The organism is Streptomyces sp. NPDC090994, from assembly GCF_044768905.1.
Lineage (GTDB): Bacteria > Actinomycetota > Actinomycetes > Streptomycetales > Streptomycetaceae > Streptomyces.
In genome coordinates, this window is sequence record NZ_JBIVWS010000014.1 from 163,717 (window position 1) to 184,228 (window position 20,512).

The 20,512-nt window shown below is 71.4% G+C and carries 20 protein-coding genes and 1 pseudogene; 4 read left to right on the forward strand and 17 right to left on the reverse strand.

Translation table 11 applies throughout. The annotated features are described in order from the left end of the window. The first annotated feature begins 39 nt into the window (after positions 1-39). Positions 40-459, forward strand: coding sequence for a DUF6233 domain-containing protein (locus ACIQR3_RS26210; protein ID WP_403543002.1), 420 nt, complete (start codon positions 40-42; stop codon positions 457-459). Between the two features lie 91 nt (positions 460-550). Here the strand turns inward: ACIQR3_RS26210 and ACIQR3_RS26215 are convergent, their stop codons facing one another. The 17 genes from ACIQR3_RS26215 to ACIQR3_RS26295 all read right to left on the reverse strand — a co-directional run bounded on the left by ACIQR3_RS26215 (position 551) and on the right by ACIQR3_RS26295 (position 18,694). After that, positions 551-1,837 (reverse strand): hypothetical protein, encoded by a 1,287-nt coding sequence (locus ACIQR3_RS26215; protein WP_403543004.1) that lies wholly within the window; start codon positions 1,835-1,837, stop codon positions 551-553. Between the two features lie 117 nt (positions 1,838-1,954). Continuing rightward, a complete protein-coding gene (locus ACIQR3_RS26220; protein WP_403543006.1) occupies positions 1,955-3,463 on the reverse strand; it encodes a DUF2637 domain-containing protein in 1,509 nt (502 codons plus the stop codon). A 190-nt stretch (positions 3,464-3,653) separates the two neighbouring features. Next, the gene (locus tag ACIQR3_RS26225; protein WP_403543008.1) at positions 3,654-7,490 is read right to left on the reverse strand and encodes a LysM peptidoglycan-binding domain-containing protein; all 3,837 of its coding nucleotides are present in this window, start codon (positions 7,488-7,490) and stop codon (positions 3,654-3,656) included. Positions 7,491-7,495: 5 nt separating this feature from the next. Further along, complete coding sequence (locus tag ACIQR3_RS26230; RefSeq protein ID WP_052658992.1) at positions 7,496-7,933, reverse strand: hypothetical protein; 438 nt, start codon at positions 7,931-7,933, stop codon at positions 7,496-7,498. A gap of 12 nt (positions 7,934-7,945) precedes the next feature. Beyond that, complete coding sequence (locus ACIQR3_RS26235; protein WP_383424111.1) at positions 7,946-8,383, reverse strand: TadE/TadG family type IV pilus assembly protein; 438 nt, start codon at positions 8,381-8,383, stop codon at positions 7,946-7,948. Continuing rightward, positions 8,380-8,799: a TadE/TadG family type IV pilus assembly protein gene (locus ACIQR3_RS26240; RefSeq protein ID WP_403543011.1), complete on the reverse strand. Its 420-nt coding sequence runs from the start codon at positions 8,797-8,799 to the stop codon at positions 8,380-8,382. The genes ACIQR3_RS26235 and ACIQR3_RS26240 overlap by 4 nt, the downstream gene beginning before the upstream one ends. Next, entirely contained in the window at positions 8,799-8,996 is a 198-nt protein-coding gene (locus ACIQR3_RS26245) for a hypothetical protein (protein WP_047181603.1), read from the reverse strand. The genes ACIQR3_RS26240 and ACIQR3_RS26245 overlap by 1 nt, the downstream gene beginning before the upstream one ends. Before the next feature lie 27 nt (positions 8,997-9,023). Next, positions 9,024-9,923, reverse strand: a complete 900-nt coding sequence (locus ACIQR3_RS26250) for a type II secretion system F family protein (RefSeq protein ID WP_403543013.1) — start codon at positions 9,921-9,923, stop codon at positions 9,024-9,026. Then, positions 9,920-10,849, reverse strand: a complete 930-nt coding sequence (locus tag ACIQR3_RS26255) for a type II secretion system F family protein (RefSeq protein WP_403543015.1) — start codon at positions 10,847-10,849, stop codon at positions 9,920-9,922. Before ACIQR3_RS26255 ends, ACIQR3_RS26250 begins: the two co-directional genes overlap by 4 nt. Continuing rightward, complete coding sequence (locus ACIQR3_RS26260) at positions 10,846-12,408, reverse strand: CpaF family protein (protein WP_403543017.1); 1,563 nt, start codon at positions 12,406-12,408, stop codon at positions 10,846-10,848. Before ACIQR3_RS26260 ends, ACIQR3_RS26255 begins: the two co-directional genes overlap by 4 nt. After that, the gene (locus tag ACIQR3_RS26265; RefSeq protein ID WP_047181607.1) at positions 12,405-13,226 is read right to left on the reverse strand and encodes a hypothetical protein; all 822 of its coding nucleotides are present in this window, start codon (positions 13,224-13,226) and stop codon (positions 12,405-12,407) included. The genes ACIQR3_RS26260 and ACIQR3_RS26265 overlap by 4 nt, the downstream gene beginning before the upstream one ends. Further along, the gene (locus tag ACIQR3_RS26270; protein WP_398015533.1) at positions 13,226-13,921 is read right to left on the reverse strand and encodes an SAF domain-containing protein; all 696 of its coding nucleotides are present in this window, start codon (positions 13,919-13,921) and stop codon (positions 13,226-13,228) included. Before ACIQR3_RS26270 ends, ACIQR3_RS26265 begins: the two co-directional genes overlap by 1 nt. A gap of 18 nt (positions 13,922-13,939) precedes the next feature. Continuing rightward, complete coding sequence (locus tag ACIQR3_RS26275; protein ID WP_403543019.1) at positions 13,940-14,908, reverse strand: ATP-binding protein; 969 nt, start codon at positions 14,906-14,908, stop codon at positions 13,940-13,942. Next, on the reverse strand, positions 14,902-15,480 hold the full coding sequence (locus tag ACIQR3_RS26280) for a hypothetical protein (RefSeq protein WP_403543021.1): 579 nt from the start codon (positions 15,478-15,480) through the stop codon (positions 14,902-14,904). The genes ACIQR3_RS26275 and ACIQR3_RS26280 overlap by 7 nt, the downstream gene beginning before the upstream one ends. A 460-nt stretch (positions 15,481-15,940) precedes the next feature. Next, entirely contained in the window at positions 15,941-16,471 is a 531-nt protein-coding gene (locus tag ACIQR3_RS26285; RefSeq protein WP_403543023.1) for a hypothetical protein, read from the reverse strand. Between the two features lie 309 nt (positions 16,472-16,780). Continuing rightward, positions 16,781-17,752: an MBL fold metallo-hydrolase gene (locus tag ACIQR3_RS26290; protein ID WP_403543025.1), complete on the reverse strand. Its 972-nt coding sequence runs from the start codon at positions 17,750-17,752 to the stop codon at positions 16,781-16,783. A 69-nt stretch (positions 17,753-17,821) separates the two neighbouring features. Continuing rightward, positions 17,822-18,694 (reverse strand): helix-turn-helix domain-containing protein, encoded by an 873-nt coding sequence (locus ACIQR3_RS26295; protein ID WP_356651923.1) that lies wholly within the window; start codon positions 18,692-18,694, stop codon positions 17,822-17,824. A 251-nt stretch (positions 18,695-18,945) separates the two neighbouring features. On the opposite strand from ACIQR3_RS26295, the pseudogene ACIQR3_RS26300 reads away from it, so the two are divergent. From ACIQR3_RS26300 to ACIQR3_RS26310, 3 genes and pseudogenes are all read left to right on the forward strand, one after another. After that, positions 18,946-19,026, forward strand: a pseudogene (locus ACIQR3_RS26300) (hypothetical protein); the annotation flags it as partial. Between the two features lie 351 nt (positions 19,027-19,377). Next, on the forward strand, positions 19,378-19,662 hold the full coding sequence (locus tag ACIQR3_RS26305) for a hypothetical protein (RefSeq protein WP_403543071.1): 285 nt from the start codon (positions 19,378-19,380) through the stop codon (positions 19,660-19,662). A gap of 44 nt (positions 19,663-19,706) precedes the next feature. Beyond that, entirely contained in the window at positions 19,707-20,411 is a 705-nt protein-coding gene (locus ACIQR3_RS26310) for a beta-ketoacyl-ACP reductase (RefSeq protein WP_403543027.1), read from the forward strand. Positions 20,412-20,512 lie beyond the last annotated feature (101 nt).

Sequence of the window (20,512 nt, forward strand, 5' to 3'; positions counted from 1 at the left end):
CCTGCCCGGATCCTGCTCGTCCTACCCGACGAGCAGACCGTGGAGGTACGTCTGTACGAGAGGTTCAAGAGCGCCCAGGGGCACCCGTGGCGCTACCGCATCGGCGTGCCCTCGTGGGTGGCCACGCAGGACGGGGTCGAAGCTGCCGAGTACACGGTGTGGGTCACCGACCGGCAGCTGAGGCCGATCGACGGAGTCGACCTGTCGAACGTCCCGAACCACCGAGACCCCAGGACCATGCCTCCGCCCAGGCCGACCGGCTGGATCGTCCGGCCCGCCGGCCGCCGCGGCACGGTCGTCCACGACGCCGTCTGCCCGGCAGCAGCCGGAGGCGGACGCGAGATCGGCACCCTCGAAGCACTGGATGCTCTGATGCGGCCCGGAGCCAAGGCGTGCCATGACTGCCCGGCCGCCGAGATACTCATCCCCGCCCTGGAACTGGGCCAGGGCTACGGCTGAACCTCACCACCCCGAAAACGGTGCGCTACCGCCCCCCGATGAGGGGCCGGGTGACCTGCTCCTACCGCATCCGGCGCCCGGCCGGGCAGGGTCAGCACCCGTACTCGTCGAGCACCGCCCGGGTCGCCCGGTCGAGCGGGCGCAGCGGGTGCGTACCGCCGTCCTCGGCCGGTCCCAGGCGCAGCGTCGCGCCTCCCTCGACGGGGGTGACGGTCAGCACGCCGTCGTCGACCATGGCCCGGACGGCGTCGTGCCGGTAAGGGCTGGCGGCGAGGCATCCGTCCGCGTACTGGCGGTCGTAGCGGTCGTACGGGCCGGCGAAGTAGTAGTCGGCGACGGGCCCTTGGCCCTGCCACACCGTGAAGGCGACCACTGCCGCGACGATGCCGGGGAACAGGGCCTGGGGCCCGGGCGCGGTGATCAGCCTTGGGCCGTGCCGGTGGATCAGGGCCGTTCCGGTGCAGGCGATGAGGCCGGCCGCCAGGAACAGCAGCGTGTAGTGGGACAGCAGGTCGGCGCGCTGCCCGAAGGTGAGCGGCAGTCCGGTGCATGCGAGTACCAACCAGCCGAGTCCGGCCAGTGTCGCGCCTTGGTAGCCGTTGAGCTTGGCCGGCCACTTCGCCCGGTCCGGCACCAGCTGCTGCTCGCGCCCCGTCCAGCGGCCGGCACCGCGCAGCCGTCCCGGCTCCGGCGAGGCGCCTTCCGCGCGGTGCTCGACAAGGAGAGCGAGAACCGCGTCGCCGAAGGCGAGAGCCCTGGTGTGCACAGCAAACCGGTCGGTGCTCAGCTGGTTGAACTCGGCCTCCCGGCCGGGCTGGATCCGCGTGCCCGTGGCTCCGCTGCGGGGGAAGGCCCGGTTGAGGGGGTGCCCGGGGTCGGGGAACCCGGGCAGTGTGGGGGCCGTTCGCCCCGCGCCGAGCAGACCGGTGGCGCTGCCTGTCCGGTCAGGGATGTACGACTCGTACAGCCGGTCCACCCGCCGGTCGCCGCGGAGGCTGGCCTGCAGCGCCTCGGCCCGGTCGATGACGGCAATGAGGAGAGGATCGGACGCGGCGCTGCGCATCCGTGCCAGGACGGCGTCCCGGGGCACGGCCTGCCACACCCCGCCGAGCCGGTCCAGCACCCGGGCCTTCCACACATCGCGCAGGCACGGCCAGACGCGTGCGACCGGCAGCCGCCGGGGCGGACGCCGGTCGGTGAGGTGCGCTCGCAGCAGCGTGCTCGCGCTGCGCAGGTAGTCGGTCTCGGCCGCGTAGGAGATCGCGACGGCGGTCGTGCGCTGCCCGCTGGGAACATCCTGCACGCGTTGGGCGGCGGCCCGGGCCGCGTCCCCCTGGGCGCTCAGCTCGGCGATCGCCCGATGCCAGCGGCTGCTCACCGCCGCCCCCTATCTGTATCAGGTGTGGTGTCGCCCCTGAGGCTACCCGCACGGTCTGACACGGCATTCTCCCCCGGCTCGGTCTTACCGGCCGGGGGGAGACGGAAGCCGGGGCGGTCAGGCCGCTACGGGTTGGTGGGACCAGTTCAGGTCGACGTGCGTGGCGCCCTCGCGGACCACGATGGGGCCGTGCTCCTTCTCCAGCCGGCGGTACTCGTTGCCGCCGGAGTTCGGGTTCTTGTACCCGGCCCACCTGCCCAGGTCGGCCTGCAGCAGGGCTACGCCGGCGGCCTGGTGGGCGACGTAGATCCGCTCGGCCCGCTGCCGCTGGGTGAGGTTCTTCGGCAGCACGGAAAGGTCGATGTCGATGCTCAGCCGCTCCCGTGCCTCTTCGTCTTCTTCGTTGTCCGGCGGGTTGTTGTGCTCGGGGTCGGGCTCCTCGCCCTCGTGCTCTTCCTCCCTCTCCTCGTCGCCGAGGGCACCCTCGCCCGGCATCGGCTCCTCCTCATCGGACTGACCGGCCGCGGAGTCCTCTGCAGCGGGCTCGGCAGGCTCCCGCTCAGGTTCCGGGTCCTGCTCCGCCACCGGCTCGGGCTCGGCCGCCGGATCGGGCTTCGGCTCCGGTTCGGCAGCGGCCTGGGAGCGCGGCTCGCCCACCGCAGCGGGCTCCGGGACCTCCTGCGTGACCGGCTTCTTCTCATCCTGCGGCGGGAGCGGCGGCGCGGATGCCGGGGCGGCTGCTGGCACCGCCATGCTCGCCGGCGGCTCTTCGGCCTTCTCGGCGGTGGCCTGCGGGCCGCTGACCGGCAGCGCGTTGACCGGAGCCGCGCCGACCGCGGCGACCGCGGCGGGGTCCACGACGGGCGCCGGGTCGGCGCGTTCCACGGTCATCTCTGCCGCGGGGGCCGAGGGGCGAGGGCGCTGGGAGCCGATCACGCGGACGTTGTCGACGGTCGCCAGGAGCTCGGCCCGCCACGCCTTCCACATCCTGACCGGCGCGCCGATCGGCCAGGGCAACCACAGCAGCAGGCTGTAGGCGCGGTCCCGGTCGGCTTTGCGGCGCTTCTGCCGGCCCATGATGACCTGCTCGATCTTGTACAGCAGCATCTCGAGCAGGATCGCGTACACCAGCGGCGGAACCACCGCGAGGAACGCGCTGCCGGCTCCCGCCCCGGGGGCGTGGAGCAGGTTCATCGCCGCCGAGGCGGACACGAATCCCATCAGCAGGATCCGCGTGATCGCGGAGGAGCGCAGGGTCAGGGCCTCGAAGAAGCGGATGAGGGAGAGGCTGAGGGCGCCGGCGTCCAGGAGCAGCGCGAAACCGGTCGCCGCGTCCCAGTCGCCGCCATTGTGCGCGTGGGCGTACTCGCGCTGCGCTCCGAAGGAGAGCCAGGCGGCGATGCCCGCGAGGACGAACATCATCAGACAGCCGACGCCGAGCGCGATCACGGCGAGGCGGCGCTGCCAGGCGTTGCGGCGCTGGAGGGCGAGCTGGGCGCGCTCCTCGGCGGTGGCGTTCTGCTCGGCGGCTCTGCGCCGGTTGCCGAGCACCATAGCGACGGCGGCCGCAGCGCCGATCCCGGCCACGGCGAGGCCGGCGGGCAGCGCCCACTGGAAGGTGGTCATCGGCGGCCTCCTTCCCTGGTGAGGCCCGCCGGGGCGGTGGGCCCGGCGGGCGGGATGAAGGCGTGCTGCCGGCGGCGGCTCATGTGCGCGGTCTCCTTCGTCGGATGAACGGCCGAAGAGGCCCCTCGCTCTCTACAGGTGTGATCGAGCGGTGCGGTGTGACACCGGAGGTCAGTGAATCTGGGACGGATCATGAGGCCGCGGACCCCAAAGTGGGCTTGATCCTCTCGCCCTTGAGGAGCGTGCGGAGCAGGCCGACGGTCTCGGGCGAAGAATCAACGCCCTCTTCCATGTTGATCCGCGCCAGCTGGGCGGCCGCGCGCTCCAGGCCCTCGCGGTCGCCCATCTCGTGGCAGATGGTGAAGAGGTCCCGGTAGAGCAGCTCGCTCTGGGAGTCGACGAGCATGCCCTTGGTGACGGCCTGGGCCGCCGCCCGGTAGTCGCGGACCTGGCGGCGGCGCTCGGCGAGCTCGTGGGCAACATCGACGATGGCGCTGATCATCTCCTGGATGTCGGCCTCCGCCCAGCAGTACTTGGACGGGTCGACGTCCGCGAAGGGGCGGCCGCGCACGAGGGCCAGGGCATGGGCGAGGGCGACGTCGGCGTCCTGCCCGTCGTGGTGCATGCCCTGCTGGTACAGCTCCTTGAACCGGTCCCAGTCCGAGGTCACCGCGGGCCCGAGGCGGTAGACACCTTCGGTGACCGCGGGGAGGTAGGCGCCCTGGGGGTCGTCGGCGGGCATGTGGGGGTTGGGGCCGAGCCAGGAGCGCAGCCGCGAGATCGCGGTGTTGCGGGTGCTGGAGGTCTTGCGCAGCCCGGGCCAGATCGCGTTGTCGAGGTCCTGGCGGCCCAGGCCCGGGTGCAGCACGAGCCAGGCGGCGATCTCCAGAAGGTGGTTGTGCCGGTTGCTGCCCACCCGGCCCTGCGCGCCGGTCAGTGTCACCGGGCCGAGGACCTGGACCTGGGGGCCTTCGGGCTCGGCCGGCGGGGTGGCCAGCGCGGCCAGGACGGTGGAGGTCGCGGCGCTGGGGCGGGGGATGATCCGTGCTTCGGCCGCTGTCACGGCTGGCGCGGACACAGCGAGCGCGGCCGCGGTCAGGCCGGACTCGGCATCGTCCTCTTCGTCGGCCGGGACCGAGCCGTCTTCCGGTTCTTTTTCCTCGTCCGGGCCGTCGCCGAGCGCGGCGGCGGACAGGCCGGAGCTGGCCTCTTCGTCGTCGGGCGCCGCTGGGGAGTCGTCGTCCCGCTCGCCGAGCACTTCGCCGAGGACCGTTTCGAAGTCCTGCTCCGGCTCGGTGGTGTCCCACACCTCGGCACCCAGCGCGGACGCCTCCTCGGGGTCGCCGTCGTCCTCGGCAGGCTCGGGCACCTCCCAGCCGGTGGGCTCGCCCGCGGAGTTGCTGTCGGCGTCCTCGTCGGGCTGCTTGTCGAGGGCGGGGGAGCCCGCGACCGCGGGGGACAGAGCGCTGCCGTCCTGCTCTTCCTCCCAGCCATCACCGCTGCCGCTGTCGGCCGGGCCATCGTCGGGCGTCGGGGCGGAGGAGAAGGCGGTGAAGGCCGGCAGAGCGGTCGCCAGGCCGCTTCCCTGCGTGGCGACCGCGGTGGTCACTGCGGGGGCGGCGGCGGTCTCCGGAGCGAGCGCAGAGTCCTCCCCCACCGGGACGGTGGAGCGGGGGCCGTTGGTGTCGGCCGGTCCGGTGTGTCCCGTCCACGGCGGCGGGGGGACGTCGTCGGTGCGGCTGGAGGTGGCGATCAGCTGGACGAGCCGGTCGTAGGAGTCGGCATCCAGGTGCTGGAGCTTGACCGCGAGGTCCAGGTCGGGCAGTTCGACGAGGGTGCCGGGCTGGGCGGGCAGGGTCCAGGCGCCGGGCAGGTCGAGTTCGCCGCCCGCGGCGGTGACGACCGCGACCGAGGTGCGGGGCCGGGAGGCGAGGAGGTCCTCGAGTTCGGCGGCCGCCGGGCCGGTGGGCGGGGCGGTGGCGATGAGGATGCGGGGGATCCAGGTGTCGCCGCCGTCCTCACCCAGCCGGGCGGCCCGCAGGTGGTCGTGGCCGCCGTCGTCGAGGGCCTGGCGCTGGAAGGCGTCGTGCGCCTGGAGGTCGGTGGTGGCCGGGCCGAGGTCTGCGTGGTGCTCGATCTGGTCGGGGTAGAGGTGGTGCAGGTCGCTGCCGGCACCGGCGAGGACGATCTGCGTGTCGGGCGCCAGCCGGGAGGAGGCGAGTTCGACGGCCAGGGCGAGCATGACCGCGCGGACGTCGGCCGGGCTGCCGGCCAGGCGCAGCAGGCCGATGGCCTCCAGGTTGACCAGGACCGTGTCGCCGTCCTCGGTCTCGCCCAGGCTCACCAGGGCCGGGTAGGGCACGGTGATGTCGGCGGCCTCGTCCTCGTCGAGGAGAGCGCCGCGGGCGGGGCACACCCACACCGTCGGCTTGTTCTCGTGCTCGGTGAACGGCGCGACGGGCGGCGTGACGGCGGCCAGGTGGAGCTCGATGCCGCGCGCGGTGATGCGCATCGCCTCGACCTCGGGCAGAGGCTGGCCGGCCTGACGGCAGTTGGCGGCCAGGGTGCGCAGGGCGCGGTCGGCGAGCGCGGCGCCGGTGATGTCGGACGTCACGCGCAGCTGCTTCTCGAAGTCGGCGGTCGCACCGGAGGGCATCGGGATGCGCCGCTTGGGGCGCCGACGGCGCTGCTGGCGCGCGCGACGGGCCGCGACGACCGCGAGGACGGCCGCGGCCAGGATGCTGCCCGCCGCGGCGATCGTCTGCACGCTCTGGTCACCGCTGTCGGCGGCCTCCGCGGTGTCGTGCGCCTCAGGCACCTGGGTGGGCGTGCCGTGCTGCTCCCGCTCGCGGTCGGGAGCCGGGTCCTGCGCGGGCGGCTGCTCGCTCGGCTGCTCGGTCGGCTGTCCACCGTCCTGGCTGTCCTTGTCCGAGCCCTGGCCGGGGGTCTGGGCCGTCTCGCCCTTCTCCCCCTGGTCGGCGCCCGGGCCCGGCCTTTCCTGGGCGGGCGGCTGTGTCTGCTCGGCGCCGGGCCGCTCCTCGCCCGTGCCCTGGTCGGCGGGCTGCTCACGCGGAGGCTGCGCCTGGTCCGGCTTCGAGTCGCTTGGGTCGCTGCCGGCCGCGGCGGGGATCTTCAGCTCCCAGCCGGGGTAAATCTCGTCGGGGTCGCCGAGGGCGCGCCCGTCGTCCTGCTCCACGCCCTTGTTCGCCTCGACGATCCGGGGGTAGGCGTCGGCATCGCCGAGCTCGTCCTCGGCGATGCCGGTCAGCGTCTCGCCGGCGCGGACGGTGTGGGTCTCGGACGCGGCCTTGGAGCCGGCGGTCTGTGCCCGGGCTCCGCCCTGATCGGCGGACGGCGCGGGCGAAGCGTCGGCGGGCAGCCGCAGGATCCAGCCGGGCTGCAGGACGGTGGTGTCGGCGGTGACGAGGGAGCCGTCCGCCTGGCGTACGCCGTCGTTGGCGTCGATGATCCGGTGCCACTCGATTCCGGCGCCCAGGCGCTTCTCCGCGATGTCCCAGAGGGTGTCGCCGTCCTGGACCTGGTGGACCGGCCCGCGATAGGTCGACGAAGCCGGAGCCGGCGTCTCGGTCTGCGTGCCGGCGCTCACGGATGCCGTGGCCGCGGTGGCCGAAGCGGCAGGCGCCGCGGTGGCCGGGGTGGCCATGGCCGTCCCCGCGGGCAGAAGGATGAGGATGCCACCGACCAGGGCGCCGGCCAGTTGCTGGGAGCCCCCCAGCATGCGGATGCGGGGCGCACGGACGTGGCGCAGCGCGGCGCCCGTCTCCAGCACGACGGAGATCACGAAGCTGATCCAGCCGTACCAGCCGATGAGGGTGACCGCGCCCAGGAACAGCTGGCCGGTGTCGGGGCTGGTGAGCGCGGTGGTGATCTCGTCGACGCCCGGGACGTGGTCGGGCAGGACGCCGATGCCCAGCAGCACGGCGGGGACGCCGGCCACGAGGGCGACCAGGGCGACCAGGGCGAGGAGCGCGCGGGCGATCGTTGCTGCGGTGCTTCGGTTTCTCATGACCCCTACCCCTGGTAGACGAGGTTGGCGCTGCCGGTGCCGGTGACTGTTCCGCTGGCGCCCCCGAGGTAGAGGGCGGTGTACGTCTCGGTCACGGTCACCTCCAGGGACCCGCCGTCCTCACTCACCCGGACCGAGCCGTTGACGCCCTCGCGGCTGAGGTAGGTCCGCGCGGCGGCAACGGCCGCGTTGCGGTCCACGCTGACGCCCTGGCCGGAGATGGCCTTGCCCGCGTCGACGGCCTGGCCGCCGGCTCGTGCTGCCTCGTGCGCGACGCCCTCGGCGTGGGTGAGGGCCCGGAGCTTCCCGGCGCCGTCGTAGACGAGCGCGGCCACGAGGAAGAGCGCCACGACGGTGACGAGGACGAACAGGCTCATCGCACCGCGGTCGTCGCGCAGGGCGTGACGGATCCGCGAGGTGAGAGCGAAGCGGGCGGGTGTCATGCGGTGGTCCTGTCAGCCGCGCTGGCGGTAGGAGTCGATAGACGAGGTGAAGCTGCTGGTCATCGTCTTGGCACCGGGCAGGCCGGGCAGCCCGATGTCGGAGAGCCGCACGGTGCACGTGACCGTGGCCGTGGTGCTGGCCGGTTCACCGATCGGTGCGGCGAACCCGCCGGTGGACACGGAGACGGACGTGGCGGTGCACTGCAGACCCTGTTGGGTCAGCACGCTGCGCGCCACTTGCGATCCGGCGGTGCTGGCGGACCCGCCGGTGCGTTCCAGCGACGCGGCGCGCGCCGCGTTGCGGGCTGCGGTGTCGACGGCGTTGCTGGCCGACCCGATCCGGCCGAATGCGACGACCAGGAGCAGCACCATGATGAGGACGGGAAACAGGATGACCGCTTCCAGCGACAGCGAACCGCGGTCGTCCCTGAGTCTGTGGATGATGGTCACCGGGCCTCCGTGACACGCTCGGCGGCCGCGTCGGCGTGCTGGTCGATCCTGAGCTTCAGACCGGGGATCATCGTGTCGACGTAGCCGGTCACGCGGATCGTCACCGTCGCACCCTTGCTTCCGCTCACCGACGTGCCCGAGATGCTGCCGCCAGCACGGGAGAGGAACTCGCGGGCCTCGGCGGTACCGGCACCCGCTGACGCTCCGCGGACACGTGCCGACTCCACTCCCAGCTGGGCGGCGGACATCGCCACATTCTTGGCGTGCCACCACAGCCCGACATGTACGACCAGCAGGATGACCATCACCACGACGGGAAAGATGATCAGCATCTCCAGGGACATGGCTCCGCGATCCCGCGCGTCGCGTTCGGCGAGCGCGCGGGACCAGCGGCGGACAGTCCTGCGGAGGCGCATCACTTGATCGTGGCCGCCTTCTCGCTGATCTTGGTGGCGATCACGGCGACGGCCACACCGGCGGCGACCACGAGACCGGCGATGATCATCATGGTCTCGATGGATATGGCACCGCGGTCGTCGCGGGCATCGCGCAGCCGGTCGATGCGGGCGGCGAAGAAGGCCTTCAGGAAAGCGAAGTTCGGGTCGATACCCATCGTGTTCTTCCTTGTCTCTTGCGGGAGTTAGCTGGCCATGATCCGCGAGATCGCGGGGTAGCCGATGTAGACGGTCATGATCAACACGAGCATGGCGACGGGCATCACCATTTTTTCCGAGGCCATGTTGGCCTGGGCCTTCGCAGCGGTGACCAGGGCACCGGAGAGCGACTTGGCCTGCGCGCCGAGGGTGTCGCCCACGGCTGCGCCCTCCTCGCCGGCGATGGCGATGATGTCGGCCGGCGCCCCGAGTTCGGGGACGTCGAGTTCGAGAGAGAGACGCTTGAGGCCCTCCCACGGGCTGATGCCCTCGAGTTCGGCGCGGGTGATGGTGTCGCGGATCTTCGCGAAGACCCAGCCCTCACCGACCTCCGCGGCCCGCTTCAGGGCCTGGGTGGGCGCGGCGTCCGCGGCTCGCTCGAGCTGGACCAGGCGCAGGTATGCCTTGACGGCGTACCGGAAGTCCTCCTTGGCTTCCACGGCCTGCTGCTTGAGCTGGAGATCGGGCAGCAGCCAGAAGATGACCGCGAGCCCCAGCCCGGCGATCGCCGGGATCGCCACGGGGAAGGGGTAGCCGGCCAGGTTCGCCAGGCTCACCACCAGCACGGGAAGCAGCAGTCCGTACAGGGCGAGTGCGAGCTTGCGGCCCAGGTGTGCGGCCGGGGAGCGGCCCACGAGTTCCAGCTGCTGACGGGGCAGGCGAAGGGTGCCGTCTCCGACGGTGCGCAGCAGGAAGACTCCGGCCTTTTCCATCAGGGTGTTGGCCTGGCTGTCGCGGTTGCGTTCGAGGTTCTCCAGCCGGGTGGCGTCCATCCTCGACAGGACGTCGCCCAGGTCGGGCCGGCCCGGGAGGACGCCGCGGGCGGCGATCACCAGGCCGAGACCGGCGACGGCGCCGCCGATGACAGCGTACGGAGAGAGGGTCACGGCGTCTCCTCAGTGATCTGGCCGCCGGATCGGTCGGCCGGAGACAGGAACCGGGGCGCGGGCTCGATGATCGCCATGCGGCGCATCCAGACCTTGACCAGGACGAAGGCGATGGCGACGAAGACGAGGACGAGCTGCCCCGTGACGGTGTTGTAGGGCTCGACGTAGGTGCCGGAGAACGCGGTGACCCCGAAGATCCCCAGGCAGAAGATCGTCACCCAGCGGTCGTTGGTGCGCGGCTTCTGCCGGTCGGCCTCGACCTCCCGGCGTGAGAGGACCTCGTGCTGAAGTGCGCCGGCGAGCTCGCGCAGGGCCTTGCTCAGGCCGCTGCCGCGGTCCGTGACGTGCAGGATCAAAAGGGCGGCGACCTCGTCGACCATGGCGTCGTTCAGGTCGTCGGCGAAGGCCCGGTAGGCATGCTCGGGAACCCAGCCGGCCTGCTGACGGGAGACGAGCAGACGCACGTCCTCGCGGATCGCCTTCGGCACGGTCTCCAGGCTGCGCTGGATGGTGGCCTCCAGGCTGACACCGACGGTGTGGATGTCGGACATGCGCCGCACCCACTCCTCGATCGCCTCCAACTTCTCGATCTGCGACTTGCCGGAGCCGGACGTGTTCAACAGCCAGGGCAGACCGGTCACGACAGCGACGGTGAGCATGCCGCCGACCAGCCACCCGGTGAACAGCCATACCCCCAGGCCCGCCACCACGGCGCCGGCCAGCCGGACCTGGCCGCGCGCCCACCACGACGTCGGTGTACGGGTGTCCTTGACGAAGAAGCCGCGGATCTTGCGCTCCAGACGGCTGCGGCGCCGGACCGTCGTCGAGGGCGCCCAGCCCACGCCGCCGGCCACGGCCACGACGAGACCGCCGACAGCCGCAAGGCCCGCGAGCGCGGCGAGCAGGGAGCTGAGGGTGAGCGTCACAGCGGCACCACCGTCTCCAGCGGCGCGCCCCAGCTGCCCCACGGGCGCTGCAGCACACTTCGGTCCAGGCCGGCGCGCACCAGGTCTTCCAGGTTGGTCTGGGAGATGTTTCCGTGCGGGACGGCACGGGGTTCGCGGCGGCCGTCCTGCTCGCGCGGGGCGAAGACCATCTGGTACGAAGGCCGGCCGCCCTCGCCGATGCCCGTGACCTCCATGACGTGGGACACGAAACGGTGCTTGCGCCCGGGCTTGCCGTCCGGGGCGACGAGTTCGCTCTCGTCGACCAGGCGTACGTAGACGACGAAGTCGACGGCCTGGGCGATCAGCCGGTTGGCCAAGGTCTCGGTCATGCCGATGCCGGCTTCCAGACACAGGGTGACCAGACGCTCGATCGACAGCTGGGGGCTGCGGGCGTGGAGGGTGGCCATCGACCCGCCCTCGCCCTCGTTCATGGCGTGCAGCATCGGCACGACTTCCTTGGAGCGGACCTCGCCGACGATCACGCGACGCAGCGACATGCGCAGCAGCTGCGGGAAGAGGTCGGAGAGGTTCAGCTCGCCCTGGAGCTTGCCGTCCGCGCCGCGCTCACCGTTCGACTCGCGCCCCTCGTAGGCGACGACCTCCGGACCGTCGGGGTCCTCGTGGAGGTGGAGTTCGTACTCCGACTCCAGCGTTCCCACACGCTCGGTGCGCGGGATCTCCCGGGCCATGGCGCGCAGCAGTGACGTTTTTCCGACGCCCTGGGAGCCCACCACGATGACGTTCTTGCGGCCCCGGACCGCAGCGCGCAGGAAGTGGGCGAGGCAGGAGTCGATGGTGCCCCAGCGGACCAGGTCGTCCAGGCCCTGGCCGCGGGTGCGGTGGCGGCGGATGACGATGCTGGGCCTCGGCGTGACGTACGCCGAGGCGGCAAGGCGGGAGCCGTCAGCCAGCCGGAGGTTCAGGTTCGGCGTGGCAGGCGTCAGCGCACGCTCACCCTGTCCCTGCATACGCGCGAGGTGGTTGATGAGGTTGATCAGGTCCCGGTCCGTCTTCGCGATCGGGTCCCACGTCATCGTCGGTCGGTCGGCGTAGTCGACGCGCACCTTGTCGCCGTAGATGATGATGTTCTCGACGTGCGGGTCGTCCAGGAGCGGCTGGAGACGGCCGGCGCGGAACAGCTCGTCGAAGACGGCCTCTCGCACAGCCCTTTCCTGCTCTGGGCTCAAGTCCGTGCCGCTGGCCGCGTACTTCGTCGCCCATTCCGAGACGACCTGCCTGATGATCGACTGGCCGCGCTGCCGGCGGTCCTGCTCGGTCATGGACGCGTCCGCGCCCGCGGCTTCGCCGATCTTCATGCTGGCCCGGGAGCGCAGTTCGGCGATCACCTCATGCCCGACCGGGAGCGCGGCCGGGCCCGAGGCGTCGGCGATGCGCAGGTCCTCGGGCAGGCGGGCGGGAGAGACCTGGGCGGGCACCGGTCGCAGGACAGGTGCGCCCTGCCGGGTGGTTTCGCTGAGGGCCTGGGTGAAGAGGGTCGTGTAGTCGGGGGCCGGGGTCTCCGGCCTGATGTCGGTCATGATGCCCTCCCGGCGACCGTCGGCAATCCGGCCGGCCGCAGCTGCACACGGCGCCTGGTCACCAGTTCGTTGATCGTTTGGTGGGCGGTCCGTGCGGAGCGCAGCAAGGTCCGCGGCATCTTCTTGTAGGCCCCGTGCGTGAGGACGTCGGCACTGTCGGGGTCCCACGCGAGCATGCCGACCACGGGTGCCTGCAAGTGCTGCTGCACCTGACTGGAGTTGAAGGAGCCCTCCTCGATCAGAAGCACCCCCAGCGCGTCGGAACCCGTCCCGTGGTGGGCCAGTTCCTCCCGCAGAACCCGCACCGCGGGCGCGGCGGCCGCGATGGAGGCCTGGGTGGTCCGCACGACCATGAGCACGACGTCGGCGCGGTGCAGCAGGGGCGTCGGGTAGCGGGTCGTGCTCAGCCGGGACTCGGACTCGGTCAGGATGCGGCCGGCGTCGATGATCACGTCGTGGCCGGTCTGGTCCATCACGCTCAACAAGCGGGAGATCGGGTCCCAGGTGCGGCTGAGGGAAGCGGCCTGCGTGGGATCGGTGAGCCCCGGCAGAAGCAGCCGCTGCCCGCTGTTGTCGCGGTCCAGGCTGACGAAGTGCTGGGAGAACTCACGGGCGAGGGTGCCCTGGCGGTCCGCGGCCGCCAGGCGGTGCAGACCGACGGCTGCGCTGCCCTCGCCGCCCAGGTATCCGGCACGGACCGTGCCGCCGCCCGGGTCGGCCTCCACGAGCAGGGACGGCTTCGGCGAGGCCAGGGTGAGGGCGAGTGCCGAGCACGTGACCCCGCTGGACTTGCCCGACACCAGTGCGATGACCGCCATCAGCTGGCCGCCTTCAGCACGACGGTCACCGCGCCCCGGGCGGCCCAGGTGGCCAGGGGCGCGCTGTCGGTGCCCGCGACCGCCACATCGACGACGACCGCACCGTTCGCGTCCGGCGCCGAGACGCCCACGACGATCGCGTTGATGGTGTCCGCGGTCTTCTGCGTGGACGATCCCTTCGCCGCATCGGCGTCGTCCTGCGGCGTGTGGACGAGGGCGACCGCGTCGCCGGCGCGCAGTCGCTGTGCCGGAAGCTGTCCCGGCTTGGCGAGGATGCCCACGGTGTCGCGGTCCTTGGCGACGGGGCTGCCCTCGCGCACCGAGGAGTCGGTGACGAGCGTGCCCTTGGGCAGGTCGGCGGCGGCGGTCTTGCCGACGATGTCACCGCTGCGGCTGACCGGGACCGGCGCGAGTGCGGCGTCGGGAGCGACTTGCGCCACGACGAGGTCGCTCTTCTTCACCTTCTCGCCCGCCTTGACGTCGTGCGCCAGGGCGATCACCGGAGTCCGGTTCCCGGCCTCGTCGACCTGCCACACCGCGAGGAGCGCCCCGACCGCCGCCAGCGCCAGGCCGGCGCCGACGACAACCGGGCGGCGCCGGCGCCGGGGGGCGTCCTGGGTGATGGGGACAGGGCCGCCGGGGGCTGCCGCGGCGGGCTGGGCAGCCGTGTTCTTCTTCGCGAATGTCGTCGCCATGATTGCTGTGCTTCCTCGTTAGTTGACGACTTGGAGTTCGCCGATGTTGATCGCGGTGCCGGCGTTGCGCGTCTCGTTCGGCAGCGTGCCCGTCTCACCGTTGGTGGCGGTCCAGTCGATCACCCAGGTAGTCGTCGCGGTGACCTTGTAGGAGCCGCCGTCGGGCACCTTGGTGTAGGTGTGGCCGCAGTCCGGGGACTCCTTCTTCCCGAAGGACTGCTGGTACGGAGTGCCGGGCTTGGTGCAGGTCTCGGACGAGCCGTCGCCCATGGACCAGGTGATGGACTTGACGTGGGCGGTCGCGGTCACCGACAGGCCACCGGCGGCCGCGGTCGTGGACTGCGGGCCCCAGGTGTTGGGTGTCTCCTCGGTCCACAGCCATACGGGCATGCCGACCAAGCCCTTGGAGCCGGCGGGAGGTGCGCTGCCGATCTTGGCACCGTCCAGGCGCATCATGCTCAGGGCCCGCTGCGCCAGTTCGGCTGCCGTGGGGCCCTGCTGGCCCAGCGGATCGGTTTCGGACCAGCGGGCGAAACCGTCGGTGGGTGTGGGCCGGGCGTGGATCTGCGCCATGCACGCGAAGCCGTAGATGGCGCCAGTGGTGTGGCCGTCCCAGATCGGGTCGGACTTCGGGGGCTGCGGGTCGAGCTTGCGGATGTAGCAGCCGTAGGCCTCGCTCCAGGTGCCGACGCCGGGAATGTGGCACTCCCATCCCTCGGTTCCTGGGACGGTCGTCGCGCCTGTGGCACACGTCTTGCCGTCGCCCTTGCCGCCGCCTCCGCCGCCCCCTCCGCCGTGCCCGCCCGTGCCGCCGTTGCCGCCGCCCCCGCTGCCTGTGCCGGGTACCTCGACGCCGGCGCAGATCCAGGAGCTGTTGCAGGAGCCGACATCCGTGTCGCCTCCGTCCGCCCACGCCTGAGCGGGAAGGAGGAGGTAGACGATGCCGGCGAGCGCGGATATGACCGCCGCGGCCCTGCGGGTCAGCATGTGCGGTCCTGCTGCTGGGTTTCGACGATCATCCACTTCTCGCCGACGGTCCGGGCGGAGATCGTGGTGACGAAGCGGGTGAGCCGCTCCTTGGGCAGCTTGACCTCGTCGCCTGTTTTCTCCTTCAGGAGCTTCCAGTTGGTGACGTCGACGCAGTCGGTGATGGTGGCCTTCTTCGGCGACTCGTCCAGGCTGACCGCCGTGACCTCCGGGGAGAGCTTCGGCTCGCCCTTGATGACGTTGCCGTTGATCTTGAGTGCGACGAGTTCGGACTCGGCCTTGCCGAGAGCCTTGTCGAAGGCGTACTTGTCCAGGTCCGTGCCGACGGGGCTGGCCTTCGCGTATGCCTTGACCTGCGCGTCCCAGTAGCTGCGGTAGACCGCCAGGACGTCGGCCTTGGCCGCGGCCTGCGGGTCGGCGCTCTTGCTCGCGCTCGGGCTGCTCGAGGCCTCGGGCTTCTCCTTCTCGCCGCTCCCGCAGCCGGCGGCCGTGACCGCGACGCTGAGAGCCGTGGCCGCGACCACCGCACGACGCAGCCAGTGGTTCGTGCCGGAAGCGTTTGAGATCGACACTGGCGTATCCCCCTTGTGAGTAGTGGTGACGGCTTGGATCGTAGGAAACGGAGGCGGGGCCTCAGGCAAGGGCACGGCCGGAGCCGGGGGTGACAGGTGCCGGACGTGCGGCGAGGCCGGACTCCGCCGGACACCGGACGCCTGCCGGCAGCCCGGCGGTGCGCTGCGGCCCGGGGGGTACAGGTACGGCTCCGGGCGCGTCGAGGCGCGCGGCAGGAGCGGCCGGGTGGCCGAGGCTGTTTGCGGAGCCGGCGTGCCTGGTCGTGGAGCCGGCGGCGGTCTGGTTCAACGCGACTGTCCCCCTCGCGGTCTGGGACTGGGCGTCTCCCACAACGCGATCAGTCCGAGCCTGATTCTGGCCAGAAAGATCAGGCGCAGCCAGGCTCCGTTTTTTCCGGTAGACGCACTTCCGGTATATGCCGCTGGCGCGGACGAGTGGAAAAGACTGTGGCCAGGGCCTTCAGGGCTTGATCAGCAAGGCCGCTCCCGATGCGCGCAGAGCGTTCCGCGCGGCCTCCTGGTCGGCGCCGGTGATGGCGTTAAGTCGACGTTCGACGAAGGGCGTGGAGGGGTGGTCTTTGCCGTAGACCGACTGCAGGAGCGCCAGGAGAGACGTTCCGGTCCTGACGGCGTCGTGCGCGTTGGTGACGGTGAGCCAGGAGGCCGCAGCGTTGCGGGCCTGCCGGCGGATCTGGCTGTGCCCGGCATCCAGAACCCGCTGCCAGGCACCGGCGGCGTACACCGAGACGTCGGTGGCCATGGCGGGATGCCCGGCGAGCTGGGCGCAGAAGGCGACGAGTTCGAAGGCGTGGAGGGTGTAGTTGTGCAGGGGGCCGTGGCTCTCGGCGAGCTCCTCGCTGAGGGTCCGGGCGGCTGTCAGGGCTTCCTCGCACCGGTCGGCGCGCAGCATCTGGCGGAGGCTCTCGATGCGGGGGGCGAGGAACTCCGGGACGGCGGCGGGGACCGGCAAGGCGATGGAGGCGGGGCTCATGAACTCTCCCTGGGCGAGGCGGCTTCGAGCGGATGCCGCCACCGGGGGGCCGGTGGCGGCATCCGGAATCGAGTCCAGCAACGGAGTGCTGCTCGACCGCGCACGTCAACGGGCGTGGGAGTGCCCTCGGTGCCTGGGTGGGCGCTCCCCCGTGCATGCACGGCGCGCCGACATCGGTAGTTGACTGGCTCTCGCGGCGCGGGGCAAGCCCCGCGCCCCCCAAGCGGTTCATATTTCAATGATTGGAACGGAGTGGGCCGCGCTGTTTCACCAGCCGGAATTGGCGGGGTGCGGCCACCGGGCAGCAGATCAGGGTGTGAGGGGGCCGGCCGAAGCGCGGTCCCAGGCGATGCGTGCCGCGTGGTCCATCAGCTCCAGCAGGTCCGGCGCGGTGGAGTCCTGGTCGAGGTGGCGGTACTCGGTGCTGAGGGTGATCGCGAGCCGCTCGGGAAGGCCGAGGCCGGGGTAGCGGTCCTCCTTGATCAGGATGCGGGCCGCCTCGACGGCGGTCCGGCCCTGGCCGTGCATCACGTATGCCTGGTCCGCGAGGTCGTCGAGGTAGGCGACGTAGCGTCGCAGGCCGTCGGGGGTCATCAGCGGTCCGTGGCCGGGCACGATCCACTCGGGGTCGAGGTCCAGGATCCGCAGGCAGGCGGCGGAGACGCGCTCCAGGGGGCCAGCCCAGTGCGAGGGGTGGTCTCCCGCAAAGACGATGTCGCCGGCGAAGACCACGCGCTGCTCGGGCAGATGGACGACGAGGTCGCCGACGGTGTGGGCCGGTCCGACCTCGTGGAGCTCCGCGGGTATGTCGCCGACGCCGAGGTCGTGGCGCCCGGTGAACGTCGTGGTCGGCGGGAGAACCTGTATGCCCGCGAAGTCGAACCTGCCGAAGTGCTCCCGGAAATACCAGCCGAGCGGCTGACCGGGGTTGGTGTCGTGGATGAGCGCCTGCAGCTGCTGCGGCTTCGGCTCCAGGCACTGGTGCGCGAGTGCGGCGTGGGTGGCGAAGACCTCCGCGCCGGGAAGCTGTTGAAGACCCCAGGTGTGGTCGCCGTTGGCGTGGGTGACGGCGACCCGGTCCAGCGGGACACCGGGACCCGCGGCGGTGCGGGCTGCGGTGAGGAAGGCATCGGTCAGGGCGGGTGTGTAGGGCGTGTCGATGACGAGGGCCTGGCCCCCGGAGACGACAAGACCGCAGTTGGCCAGGCCCCAGGTCGCCCCGTGCCCGGGCTGCCAGGCGAAGACGCCGGGTGCGATCTGCTTCAGGTCAGTGGTAGCCATGAGCATGCATTGTGCGGGCCCAGGCCGCCCGGACGAAATCTCTCCGCCGGGCCGGCCGCGGGCCCGGCGTCAGGGGTGGGGTGTGAACGGGAGGAGGAAGAAGCGGGCGCCCGGGCTGCCGAACGGCTGGGCGGCGCACATGGTGACGGTGCCCAGCTGGGACGGCGCGTGCCGCTCGCAGCACCGGGTGCGGTGGTCCTCGGTGCCGCGCGGCGCCACGTAGCCGGCATGCCGCATCGGTCGGGCATCGCCGTCGGGGTGGATGTACGCGAGGCTGTGGTCGCGGTAGATCGGCCCCGCCACCGCGTCGTCGTTGACCTCCTTGTCGAGCAGCCGGAGATCCTCGTTCTCGGGGTGAGCGGCCACCGCCGTGCGCAGCTGGGCTGCGACCTGCGGCGCCCAGCGTGTGTCCCAGTCGACCAGGTGATGCTCGCGCGCGTCCTCACGCAGGAGCATCCACCGGATCAGGTTGCGTTCGGGCAGCTCCGGAGACTTCCCCTCGGGCTGCGGGAACATCCGCTTGAAGTCCTCGTTCGCGGCCAGCACGTTCCAGGCGACGTCGTTGATGTAACAGGGCTGCCCGGACACGCCGTTGACGGCCACTTGCCACGCCGGGTCGACGTTCGACCCCGCGCACGGATCCATGGGGAACGGGGGCTCGTAGCCGATCGCGTAGACGTAGAGCGCGGTCCGCTCGCGCTCCTCCATGTTCAGCACCTTGGCCACGCTGTCGAGGAACAAGGTGCTCGGCTGGGACGTGTTTCCGCGCTCGAACTCGGCGTAGGTCTTCTCCGTGACGAACAACGCCTGCGCCACCTGGGCCTGCGACAGCCCGCGCGCGCGCCGGCCCCGGCCGGTGCGCTTGGGCCAGCCGAGCTCGACCGGGTCTATCTGCTTGCGCTTCCATTGCAGCAGCTGCTGCAACGCCTCCTTCTGATTCAACTTTGAACCTTTCCCCGTGTCGCCATCCCCGTGCTGACCCCGCGATATACCGGAAGCGCTCGCTCCTGAAATTCGAGGACCGGAAAATTCAGAGCCTGGTGAGCAGGATCTTGGCCGGTAAGAATCGGCCACTGGATCGAATACGCGTTGTGGGAGACGCGAAGGTCCTCCACAACCGCGAGGGGGAGTTCGCGTTGCTGCATCCCGTTGCCACCCCGCCCGAGCGCACCGGCGGCACCGTGGCACGCACCATGGCGGTGCTCAGAGCGCTGATCTGCCTCGGTCCGGGTGAACACCCTCTGGCGTCGGTCGCCGAGTCCGCGGACCTTCCCGCGCCGACCGCTCACCGGTATCTGCAAGCCTTGATGCGGGAGGGCGCCGTCGAACAGCGGGGGCCGCGCGCTCGATACGCGCTGACTGACGCGCTGCACGGTCCCTCCCCTTCCACGCCTTCCCAGCCCCTCCAGACTGGCACGCCCTCCCCTGCGGTGAGGGCCGAGATCGTCACACTACAGTCGAGAACAGGCCAGGTCGCATTTGTTTACCGACCGCACCTGATCGGCACTCCGATGAGGATCTGCGCGGAACGGGCATACGGCCCACACGCTGACGAGATCCTTACATCCCCTCAGATCGCACTGCGTTCTCTTGAGTCAGCGCCACTGGAGGCCGATGCCGCCGGCATGGCGATCCTCGCCTGTCTCGGCTCCGTCGGCGCCAACAAGATCGACACCGCGTACGTCCGTGAGGAAGGTCACGCGATCAGTCCTTCCCCGCTTCCGGGCCGCACCATGATCGCCGCGCCCGTCTGGTACGGCTCGGCCGTCGCCGGTTCCGTCGCTCTGCTGGCCAAGGACGGGCCCATGCGAAGAGCCGCGACCCGCGCCCGGTACGTGACCGCCGTGATGGACACCGCCGCGGCGATGAGCGGACACCTCACCCGCTCCGGTGCGCGCCGGGCCAGCTGATTGACTACAAACCCCCACAGAGCAGTACAGAAAGGCGCCATTCCGTGTCCCGTTCAGTCCTGATCACCGGCGGCAACCGCGGCATAGGCCTCGCCATCGCCCGTCACCTCGCCGAGGTCGGCGACCGCGTCGCCGTCACCTACCGCTCGGGCGAACCCCCGGAGGGCTTGCTCGCCGTCCGCTGCGACATCACTGACACCGACCAGGTCGACGCCGCGTTCAAGGAGGTCGAGGAGCAGCACGGCCCCGTCGAGGTCCTCGTCGCGAACGCTGGCATCACCAAGGACCAGCTCCTGATGCGTATGAGCGAGGACGACTTCACCTCCGTCGTCGACACCAACCTCACCGGCGCCTTCCGCGTCACCAAGCGCGCCTCGCGCGGCATGCTCCGCGCGAAGAAGGGCCGCGTGGTTTTCATCTCCTCCGCCGTCGCCCTGCGCGGCGAGAGCGGCCAGGCCAACTACGCCGCCTCCAAGGCCGGCCTCATCGGCTTCGCCCGCTCCATGGCCCGCGAACTCGGCTCCCGCGGCATCACCTTCAACGTGGTCGCCCCCGGCCTCACCGAGACGTCCATGAGCCAGCAGCTGAGCGACGAGCAGCTCGAGAACCTCAAGGCCCAGATCCCGCTCGGTCGCCTCGCCCGCGCCGAGGAGATTGCCGCGACCGTCGCCTTCCTCGCCTCCGAGCAGGCCTCCTACATCACCGGTGCCGTGGTGCCTGTCGACGGCGGCGCCGGCATGGGCCACTGACCACCATGACCGCCCGCCACCCTGGAGACCGATGAACGCATGACCTGACAGGAGGCAGTCCCCCGTGGGCTGCCCCGCGGCAGCAAGCCCCGGTGTGTCCA

Excerpts from the sequence above, each read along its gene's own strand:
- ACIQR3_RS26220 (WP_403543006.1), bottom strand. The coding sequence starts at position 3,463 with ATGACCACCTTCCAGTGGGCGCTGCCCGCCGGCCTCGCCGTGGCCGGG.
- ACIQR3_RS26225 (WP_403543008.1), bottom strand. The coding sequence starts at position 7,490 with ATGAGAAACCGAAGCACCGCAGCAACGATCGCCCGCGCGCTCCTCGCC.
- ACIQR3_RS26230 (WP_052658992.1), bottom strand. The coding sequence starts at position 7,933 with ATGACACCCGCCCGCTTCGCTCTCACCTCGCGGATCCGTCACGCCCTG.
- ACIQR3_RS26240 (WP_403543011.1), bottom strand. The coding sequence starts at position 8,799 with ATGCGCCTCCGCAGGACTGTCCGCCGCTGGTCCCGCGCGCTCGCCGAA.
- ACIQR3_RS26245 (WP_047181603.1), bottom strand. The coding sequence starts at position 8,996 with ATGGGTATCGACCCGAACTTCGCTTTCCTGAAGGCCTTCTTCGCCGCC.
- ACIQR3_RS26260 (WP_403543017.1), bottom strand. The coding sequence starts at position 12,408 with ATGACCGACATCAGGCCGGAGACCCCGGCCCCCGACTACACGACCCTC.
- ACIQR3_RS26265 (WP_047181607.1), bottom strand. The coding sequence starts at position 13,226 with ATGGCGGTCATCGCACTGGTGTCGGGCAAGTCCAGCGGGGTCACGTGC.
- ACIQR3_RS26270 (WP_398015533.1), bottom strand. The coding sequence starts at position 13,921 with ATGGCGACGACATTCGCGAAGAAGAACACGGCTGCCCAGCCCGCCGCG.
- ACIQR3_RS26275 (WP_403543019.1), bottom strand. The coding sequence starts at position 14,908 with ATGCTGACCCGCAGGGCCGCGGCGGTCATATCCGCGCTCGCCGGCATC.
- ACIQR3_RS26285 (WP_403543023.1), bottom strand. The coding sequence starts at position 16,471 with ATGAGCCCCGCCTCCATCGCCTTGCCGGTCCCCGCCGCCGTCCCGGAG.
- ACIQR3_RS26290 (WP_403543025.1), bottom strand. The coding sequence starts at position 17,752 with ATGGCTACCACTGACCTGAAGCAGATCGCACCCGGCGTCTTCGCCTGG.
- ACIQR3_RS26305 (WP_403543071.1), top strand. The coding sequence starts at position 19,378 with ATGGCGATCCTCGCCTGTCTCGGCTCCGTCGGCGCCAACAAGATCGAC.